Raw genomic sequence first — 13,939 nt, 5'->3', positions numbered from 1 at the left:
TTATGTGTTAGAGTCTTTTCTTTCTGGTTACCACTTCATAGGAGAAGGAGACGTTTCGTTATACTTTCTATGATAGTAAACCGGGTTTGCCAGCCACCATATCCCTTGAATGAGAGCAAGGATGAATTCGGAAATCCATAAAATTCCAAGATTCGGATTAGGGTTAACCCACGCAGCAACAATGATCACAATATATATGATCCCCCACCCCCAGCTTCCATTGTAGAATTTATGAGCGCCAACAGGCCACAGGAAGATAGCCAGCAAACCTGCAATGATACTGCTTTTATGTCGCCCATGAGTATGGACGGAACGAACAGGCGTAGCTTTTGTTTTTTCTCCTTTCGCCATGGAATGCTTCCGGAAAGATCCAAAGCCTTTGAATATAAAAACAAATCCCATTATTGCTAAAGGCCCTAGTTTAATTTTAGGCCAAAAAGCAGCGATAGTAAAAATAAGAATAATTATCCCAAATCCTATTGCCATATATAACCATGCATCCTGAAGGAAGGGAGATATTTTCCTTCCCCGACCATTGTTCAGTGCACCGGGCAACGGTGGAGGAGGCGCATACCAGGAGAACGCATCTTCACAAGCTTTCCACGTAGCCCAGCCGGGTGTCCATACCAGAGATCCTTGCGGAAGCTTCCTGTCCCGGTAAAGTTCCTCCAGCTCTTCCTCCGAGAACGGACCTTCCTGGGTGCCGTCTGGTCGTGTTATATGATAATCGTTCATGATTCCTGTCTGATTTACCAGCCGCTTCCCTGATAAGTACCGTCATTGAAACGTCCGATATTCCGGGATCGTGGTACTTCGCCAGCTCCGCCACATTGCGGACAAGGCATGCGGTATTGATTTGATTCCGCTCGATTCCAGAGAGCCCTTCCACTACCCGGCGTCACGACCCCGCTTCCTCCGCATCTTTTGCAGATTTCCATGGCATTGTTTTCATAAAATTTATTGGCCGCATGAACCATTTGTTGCAACTGATAGTCCGAATTGTCGCCTCCGCCCGTATTGTTCTGTATCCACGCATTTGATTCATACTGGGGAACAGCGGTTTTCTCCGAACCAAACGAAAGGATGACGACCATCAGCATCAGGCCAATAACACAGACCGTATAATGGTTTATCCCGTATGTTTGTCCTTTCACCTGTAATGCCCGCAATCCCCACTGATGAATCTGATTCAGAATTTCCTGGTTCTGAATCCAATCTGACAAGGTTTTGTATTCCCTTGTTGTCGATGCCTTCATTTCATCTGAAGACAAGGCTTTCTCGTGTTTTTCAGCATGAGCAGGCGATGTGTCTGAATGGGAGGCTGTACCTTCTGAACCGAAATGTGGAGGAAGAGGCGGCAACTTGGCGCTGGAAATAAACCATTCAAAGGCGTCTTCACAGGGGCGCCATTGATCCCATCCTTCTGTCCAAACGTAAGATCCGGGAGGCAGAGTCCGCTGATGATAGAACCCTTTTAGTTCATCTTCGGAAAAAGGTCCTTCCTGTGTGCTGTCCGGTCGGACAAGGTAATAGGAAATCATAAGCATCAAAGGCGTGGATTCATGAACCGAACGAGAGAAAACGCATCAGAAGAATAATGGCAACAGCCCTCCCAGAATGAGTATGGAGACAAGCATGAGTCCCAGGATAGTAAAGGAACGTTTCCATGAGCATTGGAAGTTTCGGACAACTACAAGGATGACCAGGATTTCAACGAAAAGAAAGAGCCATGATTGATTCACCCAATTGCCAAGCATATCGAAGACGGCTAGGCCAACACACCACGTGATCAATGTTTTCCGATTTATTCTAGCATCCTTGGGAGAAAGCAGCACAATATACCCGTATAACAACAGACCGGATATGATGCTGATCAGGAATGGAAACGAACCCGCAGAAGAAGAGCCTTCCACGGTTTTCATGAATGCGTAGTATTCATCCAGTTCTCTTCGTGCCTCAATATCTCCTGCGTCAGCCTTCTGTTGTAATGCAGCAATACTACGCTGATTTGAGCTCTGAACAGCCGCCAATTGCTGACGTAACACGTTAGCACGGCCAGTGTCGCCTTTACCTTCGGCTTCAGCAATAGCGTTCTCCATTCGGAGAGCTCCTATAGCATATTCCTTGGCCGTATTAGTGCCTCCCATATACTGCTCACGTAATTGATCCCCATAGCGCTTCTTCGCTAAAGCGACACCTTTAGCCATATCTGCGTCCAGACCATTCATCTGCGGTGGGGAGCTTGGTTCATCAGAGAACGCCTCAGGGGTATAAAAAAGGCAGCAAAATCCCATCAACAGAGCAGTAAGAATGCTCCTTTTTATCCCAAGTCTTTGTCTATGGCGTACTGTATTCATTGTTATGTTTGTATTTATGTTAATTTCATCCGAGCAGAATGTTGCCTGCATGATAAGATGCGAAAAGAGTTAGAGCCAAAATACTGAAAAGAGTAACGTAAGAACGTCCCCAGGACCATTTAAAGTCGCAAGCTGTCCGAAGTTCGACCAGAATTCCAAGGCTTATCATTAAGAATGAATACCACACACCCCAAGGGAAATTGAGTGATCTGTCAAGGATTCCCCAGAACCTGAATTCATGGATAAAATACGGTATCCAGCCACCAAATGTTAAATTGCAGCACATGTCAGCTACTGTTACCCCGGCACTCCATAGAATAAGTCTTTTGTATCCACCATTTTTCCCGACAGCTGAAAACACGGCAATAACTACAAACATTACCACTCCCAGGATTATGCTGTACAAAAGGCTTATCCATAGCCAGTCTCCTCTGGCGCCTGCTTTTTTCAATATTTTCACGATATTATCGTGATCTTTATCCGAAGCCAATTTGAGGGCAGTCTTGCCAAATTCATTTTGTGCTTCAAGATGAGCTCCCGCATCAATCAGTATTCGGACTACTTGTTCATGACCGTTTTCCGAAGCTATCATCAGGGGAGTTGTTTCTTCGAATCCTTTGACGTTAATGTCGGCTCCTGCATGAATAAGCATCTTTACAATTTCAGCATGACCTTTGAGCGAAGCTGCCAGAAGAGAAGTGATTTCATGTCCGCTACTTGTTGCGTTAACATCTGCCCCTGCCAGAATCAACATCTGAACGATGGTATCATATCCCCATGCGGCGGCCAGCATGAGAGCTGTTGCACCTTTTGCATCTTTCGCATGAACATCTGCCCCGGCATCAATCAATATCCTGGCAATTCTCTCATGTCCTCCCATCGAAGCCCATATAAGGAATGTTCTGCCTCCCTGGTCTCTGGCGTTAATATCAGCGCCTTCCTGTATCAGTCTTAGAACCTCTTTGTCCTGGCCTTTCGATACAGCAAGATACATGAATCTGGACAATTCATCGATCGTGTAGTGGGGGCCCAAAGTGTCTCCCCATCCTTCATTAACTCTTATATCCCCGCCTCCGCTGTATATCTGTGAGGAAGCATTGTAGGTACTGCAGAGACACAACAAGACTGCCATCAGAATAATGACCCGGGGAAATCGAATTTTTCGTCTGTGGACTCTTGCTCCCATTATCCCTTATCGCGTTTATATCTCGACACCCAAAATCACTGCTGCCAGAAAACCTCCGACAAGAGAAATCCCTATACTGATGCCCAATACGCCGAATGATTTGCCCAGTGTGAAATTCAAAACTTTATGAGCAACCAGGACAATGGCTGCCAATTCCAGCAAGGCGAGAAAACCGGAGTCTATCACGGCAAGGATGAGATCAACCACGGCGAATACAATGGCAATCGTCTTGAAGTCCTTGATTGCCGCCGGCTCTTTATGCTCGGACAACCAGTAGAGCGCCAGAAAGATTGCAAAACCAAACAATCCGGAGGAGAGCAATGTAAACAGAATCTCTCTTCCTGTTTCTGTTTTTTGCAATTCCTGCGCGCCTCTTATGAAAACATAAGGATTGATTTCTGCCAATATGGAAGTCATAGTCATAAAATAGATGTGTTGATTGATTGAAGAATATGCCTTTTGACCCGCTTCCAGTTGCGGCAGGACAATGTCCGGATACCGGAATCCGACTGGCTGATCAGGATGCCATGCGCTGCTCGTTCACGTTCCAGAACGGTGCGGCGTTCCTTCTCGGTGAGAGTTCCGGGATGAACGACCTCGACGATCACAGGCGTCATCTTCCCGTCGGGGAAACAAACCATGCACCTGTGCTCTACCGTTTCCATCCCGTCCGGCCAGACAATACCCCCGGCGCTTTGCACCTCCTCCAGAGAATGCCACTGAAACCCTTCCGATGAATCATGACCATGGCAATCCGGATGACGGCAGTCCGCACAGCGATACCCCAATGGTTCCCCGCACAAATCGTCCACCAGAACCTTGTGACCGACAGTCAATTCTCCCTGTCGGTCCGTTTCCAGAGTCTGGACGATAGAACGGTGCATGGCTCGTTCGACGAGCATCAGTTGATGGCCTCCGCATTGGGGACAGGTGAACTGGATGATACTTTTCATTGCCGGCATCTCGTTTACATTGCCTGTATATCTCCTTTTTACGATTTTAGTCAACATGAAAATCTCAGTTTAATCTCAAAAATAGGGATGCTGTATAACCGTATTGCCATTCCTGAGCGATAGTGCTACATTCCGAAACATGGCAGGAGTGAACCAGGATGAGCTGAAAATGAACGTCAAGCTGTGGCTCAAAGCCAACAACTTTGACTACGCATGGCTCGCCGAACGATGTTTCGTGACGGAAGCGACCGTCCGCAACTGGATGGCGAAAAAGCCCATTCCCGCCGCCAAGGAACACATCATCCGGGAACTCATCAAACAGCTCCCGATGACTCTCCCGAGCCGGGTGCAGGTGGAAGAAGAGACGTTGATTACCCTGAAGCTCGATCCGGATACTCGCAAGGTTCTTGAGAAAAAAGCCTTCTCCCAGGGTAAGACCCTGAAGGAGTTCCTGGCCGACGAAGTGCCGAGGCTCGGCAATCCCCCGCTTGCCTGATTGTATGGACGCCTCCGGCTTCGCATTGCCTCCGGGAACTCTGCTGGGCAATTACAAGTTGCTCAAGGTACTGGGACAGGGAGGTTTCGGCATCACCTACATTGCCTGGGACAGCCAGCTCAGGCGCAACATCGTTCTCAAGGAATGTTTTCCGTTGGGGCTATGTAGCCGCGATCCGGATACCAGCGCCATTATCCCCCTTCCGCACGCATCACAGCAGGTGTACCGGGCCGCGATGGATACTCTCCGCAAGGAGGCGCAGACGCTGGCTTTCCTGAACCATGAACGTATCGTCCGGGTCTACGACGTCTTCGAGTCCCATGGAAGCATCTTCTATGTGATGCCGTGGTTGGAAGGCGGTTCGCTGCGGGAACGCATGGACGAAGTAGCCAACGGGAACAGTACGATGACCACGGAACAAACCGTCGAGTGGCTCCTGCTCCTTCTGGATGGGCTGGACTATCTCCATGGCAAGGGGATTTCTCATCGCGACATCAAGCCCGGCAACATCCTTTTTGACGAACGGGGATTACCGGTTCTGATCGACTTCGGGGCGGCGCTCAACAAGCCGGAAGTGACCTGTACGATCACTCAGGGAGAATTCTCGTACGCCTACGCCTCCCCGGAACAAATCACTGGAAAAGGCAAAATCGGTTCATGGACGGACTTTTATGCATTGGCCGCAACCTGGTACGAGCTGATTACCGGAACACCCGCTGAACCGGCTGACAGGCGGTTGATGCAGGATGATGTCGTCCCACTCTCAGGCATGACATTTTCCCAACCATGGCCTCGGGAATTACTGGCATCTATTGACCGGAATCTGCGGCTCAAGCCTGAAGAGCGTTGCCAGACAGCGGGACAGTGGAAGGAATGGCTGGATCAGGGAAAACCCAGGGGGCTACGGAAAACGGGAGCTACCAGAAAAACCGTTTCCTCCGCAGTCACTGTTGCCGTCATCATTCTTGTACTTGCCGGCGTATGGCTATGGCAACAGTCGTCCCGGACTGACGTTCCTTCTTCTGCATCCCATCCGTCCGAACAATGGGCAGCCAGGCCATCTCAGGAATTCAAGGATGCTCTGTACAAAAAAATCCGAGCCTACTACAAACTGGAAGACTACCTTGGCAAAGTTAAGGAATACGAACGGAAGGCCGAGACAGCGCAACGCCAATGCCTCAAGGAGATGGATGAACTGAAACAGGAGCTGGAAAAGGAGATTCTGTCCCTTGCGACCTACAATGACGCCATGGATTACCTCGATATCATCGGGAAGAGATATGATGCATTGATGAAAAAATGGGGGGCAACCTGTGATGAACTGAATAAGGGGTATCTCAACGAAGTCCGACTGCCCCTGTCAAATATCACTGATGATGTCATTGCCACCTATCCGGCTGAAACCAGGGAGGAGGAACTATTGCTTCCTGCCATGGAAGACAGAATTCAGAAAGAATGCAATGATGCTCAACTCGCAGAATTTTTCTGGAAATTGAATGATGTTATCAGTAAGGACTCCACGGATCAAATGAGCTTCCTGATGAACATGGCCCAGAAACGGGCACAGAAATTACCCGTTTCTCAAGAATGACGATGTGTCAACAACCCATCATCAATAATGGGTGTCAGAAAATCAAAAAGTGCGGGGGGATAGAATACTGCTGCTTTCTTCAAAGAAAATACATCACCATATACCGAAGCGTTTAACGGCCTGGAAGTGAAAATTATTTGCGACCCTTCCTGTTCTCCAGCTTTTTGATATCCTGCTCCAGTTCTTTCACATAGTCCTGTTCCGCCTGATGTTCAGCCTCCAGCCTGCGGCGCTCCTCATAAAGCCGGTATTGTCCCCGGACATGCGCCTGGGCCTGCTTCTTTGACCGCTGCCCCTTGCCTTTCAGTACACGCCTTCCCATGAGACGAAGCAGTTCGTTAAGCTTGTCTTCCCACTCATGCAGGAATATCTCACGGCGGTTCTTTGCCTGATCCTCGACAAAGTCCAGGCACAGGGAAGTCAAACGATTGAAATCGCTGATTTCTTCCTCGTTAAGGTAGTTCTTTGCGACCGTAACATCACTGGCATGGATTCGGTCTCCAGCCCAGCTGGTCAACCCCATGTTGGGCACTGATGCGTCTGCCCGAATCATCATCAATTCCGCAGCACTGTGTCCGGTAATGGCATAGTGCAGTTTGTTCTGAATCGAGCTGAAAAACTCCGTCGTTTCCTTTCCGTACGGCATATAGTCAGCCGCCATGGCAAAAACGTCCTTGATGCGCAGGTACATGCGCCGTTCGCTGGCACGAATGTCCCGAATACGCTCGAGCAATTCATCAAAGTAGTCCGGCAGTGGTGTCGTTCCGGGAATCGGCGGGTTCTTCAAGCGTTCGTCATCAATGGCAAACCCCTTGATCATGTATTCCTTCAGGCGCTGGGTCGCCCATATGCGAAATTGAGTGCCCCGTATGCTATTCACCCGGTAACCGACGGAAATGATCATATCGAGGTTGTAGAAGATAACAGAACGTTTCACCTGTCGTTCTCCCTCCAATCGAACTGTAAAGAATTTCTTTACAGTTCCCTCCTCTTGAAGCTCACCTTCTTGCAGGATATTCGCAATATGTTGTCCGATGTTCTGTTTACTTGTCTGAAACAGTTCGGCCATCATCTGCTGGGTCATCCACAAGGTCTCATCATGGATGCGAAGATCCAGACGGATGTTGCCATCCGGAGAAGTATACAATAACAACTCTCCGGGAACCGGGGTTTCATCTTCTGTCGGCAGATGGGTCATACCTTGTCTTCTTTTCGATCAATCCATGTTGTAAGCCGAATAATGGCAGTCATTCTGGAACAACAAGCCCAATGGAGCATAGCAAAACCGGCATGTATGCAAAGCCCAAAGCTCGTATCATCTGACGACTCTCATCAAAAGGCATCGCTCCCATGGGAACATTTCTTGAAATAACTCCAACCGTTATTTTAGGAAAACACCTAAACTTAAAATAAGAAGCCTGGCTATTTTAGGTTAATCATAACCATAGAAACAAGAAGCATACGGGAGATGATGAGATCGTAACGAAAAGAAAGGGACAAGATTTACAACTATGCCCAATGTGGAAGTTTTGAACTGTCGCAAATTTTGCGACAATTGATTTTCAGACGATTCTGCCGTAACTAAAAGAAAGCCCCTCATGAGAGAGACTTTCTGATTTTACCTACTCTATACCTGCCACACATCTTCGGGGGGAGGAGTCAACGATACCCCGTCGCCCGGCATGGACATGCTGACCATATGGACGCTACGGCTCAGCCATGCGAACAGTTCCGGGAACTTCTGATCATTGACCTGCATGGGAGGACGCCCCGGGCTGATGCAGGAAAGCTCCGACAGATCAGCGCGGCCGATACCGAAGACGAACACGCTGAGCTTGCGGGCAGCCGTCAGTTCCTTCAATCGTTCCTCCAGCTCCCGGTGCCGGGCGCTGGTCGGTACTCCGTCTGTCATCACGACGAGCCACGGTTGGTAGTATTCCACTCCGTGTTTCCGGTAGGTACGTTTGCGCCTATCGAGTTCAGTCAGAGCCAGCTCGACAGCTTCGCCCAGGAGCGTTTCATTCTCCTGTGACGTGGAGATCTTCAGGCCTGTGTCTGATTCCCGGATCGGACCGAATTCTTTCACCGTCGTCGTTGTCCGGGCGAATGTGATCACCGCTACATCGGCGGCCAGCTTCGCCAGAGGATCGGCGAGGATATCGCTGACGAACCGCTGGAACCCGGTATTGAGTTCGTCCATCCGGGTGACGATATTGTCTCCCGTGACGATATTCCAGTTGATCCCGTCAGAATGCTCCTGGCGGAGGATGTGTTGGTTGTCGCCCCGGACAATGCCGTTCATACTGCTGCTGGCATCCAGCAGGAAGAGAACGGGAAGCCGGGCGTTGGTGTTGTTGCTGAACTCGCGCATGGCGGCGAGCTGTTCCTGTTTGTTTGGTTGTGTCGATGATGATATAGACATGGTTATTCAAATTAATGGTTGATGGTTGTATTCAGGAATGCCTGATTCAACGCACTGCGACGTCTGATGCAGAGCCTGCACAGGGGACGGGCATGAGATTGCCGTAAACGCCGTGCGATGTCGTCAGGAGCTTCCCGGAACAGAATACCGCAGTCCGTGCAGATGTTCGGTGTCATCTGCGCCAACAGACTGTGGGGCGGACAGGGCCGGTCATGCAGAAGATCCCGGTACATGGGATGATCCCTTCTGCCTCCCGGCTCCATATCCCTGAGGTATTGCTGCAAACAACGCGCCAGATACCCCGGCATGGCGCGTGGACGCAAATCGCGACGCTGGACACAGGTGAGGTTATGACCGAGGGCATCGCGGAGCTTGCGGAGGAGATACGACCAGACATAGCGTCCGGGCGTATCGGGCGGGTAAATTCCCGGCGGCGGTTTGTACGAAGCAAACGGATACGGCAGTACTCCCTTCCTGACGGCTTCCTGCATGTCTTCTCCACTACCTTGCCGGGCAAAGGGAGACAGGCCGAAAGTCAATGTCATGGATAGCAGGACGGACAGGGCGTAGGTATCGTGGCTCCGGGTACGGAGGAAGTTTCCGTAATTATCGCGAAGCTCCGGTGCTCGGAACCGTTCTGTGCCAACCGAACAGGGATAATCTTCGATCTGGAAACTGTCGGCATCAACCCAACAGACGGTGCCATCGGGAGAAACCATCACATTACCGGGATGCAGATCGCCCAGAACGATACCGTAACGGTGCAGCGTATGGACTGATTCCGACAAGTTCAGACATAGCCTGGTCAGATCGTAACGGTTCCATGAAGGGAACTGCTTCTTCAGCAGCTCTGCATGAAACGCAAAAGCCCCGAGCGGAACACCGTCCTCCCGGGGCATCAGTACGCCGACAAAACGCCGCAGCTCGTCGTACAAAATCTCACGCGGCCATGCGACGCACGGAGACCGTATCGGGCGGGAACACATCCGCTGAAGCTTCTGCTCGCGCCAACGTGTCCGTTGGTTCGGATGATAGAGTTTGGCAACGAGTGGCGATGCCGATGCTGCATGGGCAGCAAAGACGGAACCTTCGCCGCCTTCCGCAATAGATTCTCCCAGAACGATTCGCTTCCTTCTGTCTGAGAACAGAATGTCCCCGGTCGAATACTTCCTGTCATTGCCGCAGAGTGTTCCATCCAGTCGCCTTACCTGATGGTGGAGTGTGTATCGTGGAGTCATGAGAACATGACGGCAGATAATGAAGCCGTCACATATAGATGACGTTCAAACTAAGTATATTTCATCTCTTTCCTCAAGGCTTCATTTCCTTCTGTCCCTTTTGCTAGCAGGATCAGTTGATCGGCGATTTGCTTCACGCTTGCTCAACGGCTTTTGTTCTACGAACTTATTTGTTTTAGGTCTTCCCCGCTCATTTCCATAGTTGGAAAAAATCCAATAAAACCCTAGCCGTTCTAAATAACGTTTGAATCCTTGGGTTTGTAATTCTTCGAAAAAGTCATTCTCTGCTTCCCGTGCTATTTCCCGGCAATCTTTTAATGAAACAGTTTGTTCCAAATTTGTATAGGATAGACCTTTTCCGTGGCATCTTCTACATAGTTCGACAAGAATTGGATATCCTTTTTTGAACTGATCATCATCTTCCAGCTGAGTTTGTAATTCCGGAGACCAGACATATTCATGATGAAAAAAGTACTTCCCAAGATCGTTCTCCACAATCCAGTTGCCTGCTTTAAAGACTAAAGCCTTCTTCTCTTGAATAGCTCGAAGAAATATCTCTCCGCTTTTTTTCAATGTCTCGTTCAGCATAGCTTCTTCAATAGATATCTCTCGCCGTGATGCTTCTGCCCATTCTCGGGCACAGTTACGATTTTTGAGAAGCGACTTTATAAAGCAGGCTTCTTCTGAATCAATGTCTATATCCTCTAAATATTTATCCTCTTCTTCAGATCTTAGTCGATCTATATCAGCTTGTAGAAGCTCTGGATTATCCCCTTGGCCTATTGACCGCATACAATCCTGAATTTCCTCGGATTCTTCTCGATTAAGTAAGTTATCCACCTCGTCTACAAGCTTATATTCTTTCTTGAGTTGTTCTTTGAGCTGATTACTGTGAGAAGCGGTCAATAAACACCTTCCCTCATGCGCTAAGAAGGAAAGTATCTCATCCTCTTCTTTCTTTTTCTTTTTCTTCTTTTTCTTACTTTCTATAACTGTTTTCATTACAGAATTCAGCCGCATGATCAGTTTTGGAATACAGACAATCCTGTGCTCTCCCGCTGTACATTCAATTCTGAAATATCCATCCTCAGGAGGTAGCCCTGAATCCCTGTCCTTATCGGACATCATATGAATGATCATTCCTCCTTCTCGATCGTATTTACCGTCGGGAGGCAAACAATAGGATATATCAGGATTAGAAGACATGGCTGAAGAGGTTTCCGGTGCAGAAATGACTTACTTTTGACTTACGTTTTCAGGTGCTAAATCGGCCATTTCAGGTACATTTTACACCATTTTCGGCTTGTTTCAAGCAAGCTAGTTTAAACACGAAAAAGCCCTGCAAGCTTTTGACTTGCAGGGCTTTCAAATGGTTACGGGAGCAGGATTTGAACCTGCGACCTTCAGGTTATGAGCCTGACGAGCTACCTGGCTGCTCCATCCCGCGATTTAGTAGCCATCTCCAATTAAGGAGCGCAGGGCTTTTATACGCCGATCTTGCCCTGCGTCAAGAAGAAATAGATATTATTTGAATTTTTCTTACGGTATCCCTTTGGAAGAGTTCCAGTACCGGTGAACGGTGATGGCATCAGGCAAAGTCACAGGGCGAACAATCCTGAATCCGATCATCCCTCCGTCAGTAAGATACCAAAGGCTTTTAGGATTTTGCGGATCCTGCATGTTCCACTCAGGACGGCTTTTAACGCGGGCCGCGCTCCGAAGTTGATCGGGGTCATCATCCCAGGAACCGCCTTTGACGACATGCCCTTGTTGTCCCGGAACCATCACCAAGGGATTGCGAAGGGTCTCTCCGTCACGGGCACGCGGACGATCGGGAAGGTAGGTATCCAGCGTCCACTCCGCCACATTGCCGTGCATGTCATACAAACCCCAGGCATTGGGCTTTTTGGAAGCAACTTTCTGATAACGGTCATCGGCATTGTTCCAATACCAGGCATAGTCATCCAGTTTATCCTCGCCATTACCGTAGCAATAGGCTCCCGAGGAACCGGCACGGCAGGCATATTCCCACTCTGCTTCCGTCGGCAGACGATAATAGTGTCCCGTCTGCGCGCTGAGCCATTCGCAAAACTTGGAAGCAGCATAATGCGACATAGCAATGGCAGGCATTCCCTTTTCATACCCATGCCCCATACCCAGGTTCATTGCGGTGTAGGGAGCAGTCGGCTGGGTGACGGCATCCCAAAGTTCATCATCCGGACGTTCTTCCAACAAAACGCCAGCCTTGGAGCGAGGACGCCCATTCTCCATGAATGCGGTATAAATTTCCCAGGGGATTTCAATGGAGGACATCCAGAATCCATCAAGATGGACACGCCGCAAAGGTCCTTCATCCGCTTTGCGGAGAGGTTCATCATCGGGGCTCCCCATGAGGAAAGAGCCAGCAGGAACGGGCACCATGGAGAGAGAAGAACCATCCGCCGCAGGCACCACTTCCGAATACGGTTGCATCCGGCTCTCCTGACCCTGGCCTCCCGTTTCCAGATGATCTGAGGCATTTTCTTGCAATCGGGCATAGATGGCACGTGTTGTCGGCAACAATTCCGGAGACGGCAGTCCGGCAGGTACGGCAATCTCGGCAGGAGCATTCCTTCGACTTTCCGCCTCCTGGCGAGCCGCTTCCTCCTCTCCCCAGTTCTGGGAGTCCATAATCCTCCGGGCGTCATCCGTCATTTCGGAAACGCCGGAACCGGGCTTGCAGGACAACAACATATGAATTCCTGCAAGCCCTAGAATCAGAGGATATAAAGATCGGACCGGGAGTTGCATGAGGAACAAGGAAGGCTCCGTATCCGTTTCCCGAAAGTGGGATTACATGGTCATCCCGCCATCGCAGGCAATGACCTGTCCCGTAATGTAACGGGCATCGTCAGAAGCCAAAAAGGCAGTAAGAGCCGCAATGTCTTCGACCGATCCCTGTTCCCTGAGGGGGATTTTCTTGAGAATTTCCTCCTTGAGATTCTCCGGAATGGCATTGGACATTTCCGTGGAAATGAATCCAGGAGCAATGACATTGCACGTCACCTTGCGCGGAGCAAATTCCTGAGCGATGGATTTGGTAAATCCGAGCAATCCTGCCTTGGAGGCGGCATAGTTGGCCTGTCCTACGTTACCGACGAGACCAATGACAGAGCTCATATTGATAATGCGGCCGGCAGAAGACTTCATCAAAATGCGCTGGAAGGCTTTGACAAGATTGAAGGCACTTTTCAAGTTGGTATCCATCACCTGGTCCCAGTCCTCTTCTTTCATACGGAGCATCAGTGTATCACGCGTAATTCCCGCATTGTTGACGAGAATGTCGATCTGTGGGAACTCCTTGAGGATAGCGGAGGCTGTTTCCTGGACGGCATTGTAATCGGAAACATCACAAGGGAAGGCCTTGCAGGAGCCGGGAAATTCCTTATTGATTTCGTTGGCGGCTCCTCCGCAACTGGAGGGACTTCTGCTGATCAGGACGACTTTGGCTCCTTCGGAGGCGAGGCGGCGGGCAATGGCGTTGCCGATTCCCCGGCCAGCACCCGTAACAACGGCTATTTTTCCTGCAAGTTTCTGCATAGCCTGATAATAAAGCCATTTTCATCGCCACGGGCAAGCCGAAAGAGACAAGCATGGCGCATCCCCTCACAATTCCTCCCCTGTCCGCCTCTCTTCACGGAAAGCCAGCATGCACAA

The 13,939-nt window shown here is 49.7% G+C and carries 14 protein-coding genes and 1 tRNA gene; 2 read left to right on the top strand and 13 right to left on the bottom strand.

The genetic code is table 11. The annotated features are described in order from the left end of the window. Window positions 1-27: 27 nt before the first annotated feature. From QET93_RS04315 to QET93_RS04290, 6 genes are all read right to left on the bottom strand, one after another. The gene (locus tag QET93_RS04315; RefSeq protein WP_322190119.1) at window positions 28-735 is read right to left on the bottom strand and encodes a GYF domain-containing protein; all 708 of its coding nucleotides are present in this window, start codon (window positions 733-735) and stop codon (window positions 28-30) included. Window positions 736-749: 14 nt separating this feature from the next. Then, entirely contained in the window at window positions 750-1,541 is a 792-nt protein-coding gene (locus tag QET93_RS04310) for a GYF domain-containing protein (RefSeq protein ID WP_322190118.1), read from the bottom strand. Window positions 1,542-1,586: 45 nt separating this feature from the next. Next, window positions 1,587-2,357, bottom strand: coding sequence for a hypothetical protein (locus tag QET93_RS04305; RefSeq protein WP_280131981.1), 771 nt, complete (start codon window positions 2,355-2,357; stop codon window positions 1,587-1,589). 25 nt (window positions 2,358-2,382) lie between these two features. Continuing rightward, the gene (locus QET93_RS04300) at window positions 2,383-3,489 is read right to left on the bottom strand and encodes an ankyrin repeat domain-containing protein (RefSeq protein WP_280131982.1); all 1,107 of its coding nucleotides are present in this window, start codon (window positions 3,487-3,489) and stop codon (window positions 2,383-2,385) included. Window positions 3,490-3,558: 69 nt separating this feature from the next. Then, entirely contained in the window at window positions 3,559-3,960 is a 402-nt protein-coding gene (locus QET93_RS04295; protein ID WP_280131983.1) for a hypothetical protein, read from the bottom strand. A gap of 2 nt (window positions 3,961-3,962) precedes the next feature. Beyond that, on the bottom strand, window positions 3,963-4,496 hold the full coding sequence (locus QET93_RS04290) for a hypothetical protein (protein ID WP_280131984.1): 534 nt from the start codon (window positions 4,494-4,496) through the stop codon (window positions 3,963-3,965). Window positions 4,497-4,635: 139 nt separating this feature from the next. Between QET93_RS04290 and QET93_RS04285 the strand changes: the two genes are divergently transcribed. Both QET93_RS04285 and QET93_RS04280 read left to right on the top strand, forming a co-directional pair. Then, window positions 4,636-4,992: a hypothetical protein gene (locus QET93_RS04285; RefSeq protein ID WP_067570283.1), complete on the top strand. Its 357-nt coding sequence runs from the start codon at window positions 4,636-4,638 to the stop codon at window positions 4,990-4,992. Between the two features lie 4 nt (window positions 4,993-4,996). After that, window positions 4,997-6,583: a serine/threonine-protein kinase gene (locus QET93_RS04280; RefSeq protein WP_280131985.1), complete on the top strand. Its 1,587-nt coding sequence runs from the start codon at window positions 4,997-4,999 to the stop codon at window positions 6,581-6,583. 133 nt (window positions 6,584-6,716) lie between these two features. Here the strand turns inward: QET93_RS04280 and QET93_RS04275 are convergent, their stop codons facing one another. From QET93_RS04275 to fabG, 7 genes are all read right to left on the bottom strand, one after another. Further along, window positions 6,717-7,781 (bottom strand): virulence RhuM family protein, encoded by a 1,065-nt coding sequence (locus QET93_RS04275; protein ID WP_280131986.1) that lies wholly within the window; start codon window positions 7,779-7,781, stop codon window positions 6,717-6,719. Between the two features lie 429 nt (window positions 7,782-8,210). Continuing rightward, the gene (locus QET93_RS04270) at window positions 8,211-9,005 is read right to left on the bottom strand and encodes a VWA domain-containing protein (protein WP_280131987.1); all 795 of its coding nucleotides are present in this window, start codon (window positions 9,003-9,005) and stop codon (window positions 8,211-8,213) included. A gap of 11 nt (window positions 9,006-9,016) precedes the next feature. Further along, window positions 9,017-10,243, bottom strand: a complete 1,227-nt coding sequence (locus QET93_RS04265; RefSeq protein WP_280131988.1) for a hypothetical protein — start codon at window positions 10,241-10,243, stop codon at window positions 9,017-9,019. Window positions 10,244-10,324: 81 nt separating this feature from the next. After that, entirely contained in the window at window positions 10,325-11,449 is a 1,125-nt protein-coding gene (locus QET93_RS04260; RefSeq protein ID WP_280131989.1) for a hypothetical protein, read from the bottom strand. Between the two features lie 164 nt (window positions 11,450-11,613). Continuing rightward, window positions 11,614-11,690: transfer RNA gene (locus tag QET93_RS04255), tRNA-Met, on the bottom strand. A gap of 92 nt (window positions 11,691-11,782) precedes the next feature. Then, the gene (locus QET93_RS04250) at window positions 11,783-12,976 is read right to left on the bottom strand and encodes an SUMF1/EgtB/PvdO family nonheme iron enzyme (protein WP_280131990.1); all 1,194 of its coding nucleotides are present in this window, start codon (window positions 12,974-12,976) and stop codon (window positions 11,783-11,785) included. Window positions 12,977-13,075: 99 nt separating this feature from the next. Next, complete coding sequence (gene fabG, locus QET93_RS04245; RefSeq protein WP_280131991.1) at window positions 13,076-13,822, bottom strand: 3-oxoacyl-[acyl-carrier-protein] reductase; 747 nt, start codon at window positions 13,820-13,822, stop codon at window positions 13,076-13,078. Window positions 13,823-13,939 lie beyond the last annotated feature (117 nt).

The sequence above is a fragment of the Akkermansia sp. N21116 genome, from assembly GCF_029854705.2.
Taxonomy (GTDB): Bacteria; Verrucomicrobiota; Verrucomicrobiia; order Verrucomicrobiales; family Akkermansiaceae; genus Akkermansia.
Note: the sequence above shows the minus strand (reverse complement) of the source record. Positions and strands in the feature narration are given on the sequence as shown.

Excerpts from the sequence above, each read along its gene's own strand:
- QET93_RS04315 (WP_322190119.1), bottom strand. The coding sequence starts at position 735 with ATGAACGATTATCATATAACACGACCAGACGGCACCCAGGAAGGTCCG.
- QET93_RS04310 (WP_322190118.1), bottom strand. The coding sequence starts at position 1,541 with ATGATTTCCTATTACCTTGTCCGACCGGACAGCACACAGGAAGGACCT.
- QET93_RS04305 (WP_280131981.1), bottom strand. The coding sequence starts at position 2,357 with ATGAATACAGTACGCCATAGACAAAGACTTGGGATAAAAAGGAGCATT.
- QET93_RS04300 (WP_280131982.1), bottom strand. The coding sequence starts at position 3,489 with ATGGCAGTCTTGTTGTGTCTCTGCAGTACCTACAATGCTTCCTCACAG.
- QET93_RS04295 (WP_280131983.1), bottom strand. The coding sequence starts at position 3,960 with ATGACTTCCATATTGGCAGAAATCAATCCTTATGTTTTCATAAGAGGC.
- QET93_RS04290 (WP_280131984.1), bottom strand. The coding sequence starts at position 4,496 with ATGAAAAGTATCATCCAGTTCACCTGTCCCCAATGCGGAGGCCATCAA.
- QET93_RS04285 (WP_067570283.1), top strand. The coding sequence starts at position 4,636 with ATGGCAGGAGTGAACCAGGATGAGCTGAAAATGAACGTCAAGCTGTGG.
- QET93_RS04280 (WP_280131985.1), top strand. The coding sequence starts at position 4,997 with ATGGACGCCTCCGGCTTCGCATTGCCTCCGGGAACTCTGCTGGGCAAT.
- QET93_RS04275 (WP_280131986.1), bottom strand. The coding sequence starts at position 7,781 with ATGACCCATCTGCCGACAGAAGATGAAACCCCGGTTCCCGGAGAGTTG.
- QET93_RS04270 (WP_280131987.1), bottom strand. The coding sequence starts at position 9,005 with ATGTCTATATCATCATCGACACAACCAAACAAACAGGAACAGCTCGCC.
- QET93_RS04265 (WP_280131988.1), bottom strand. The coding sequence starts at position 10,243 with ATGACTCCACGATACACACTCCACCATCAGGTAAGGCGACTGGATGGA.
- QET93_RS04260 (WP_280131989.1), bottom strand. The coding sequence starts at position 11,449 with ATGTCTTCTAATCCTGATATATCCTATTGTTTGCCTCCCGACGGTAAA.
- QET93_RS04250 (WP_280131990.1), bottom strand. The coding sequence starts at position 12,976 with ATGTTGTTGTCCTGCAAGCCCGGTTCCGGCGTTTCCGAAATGACGGAT.
- fabG (WP_280131991.1), bottom strand. The coding sequence starts at position 13,822 with ATGCAGAAACTTGCAGGAAAAATAGCCGTTGTTACGGGTGCTGGCCGG.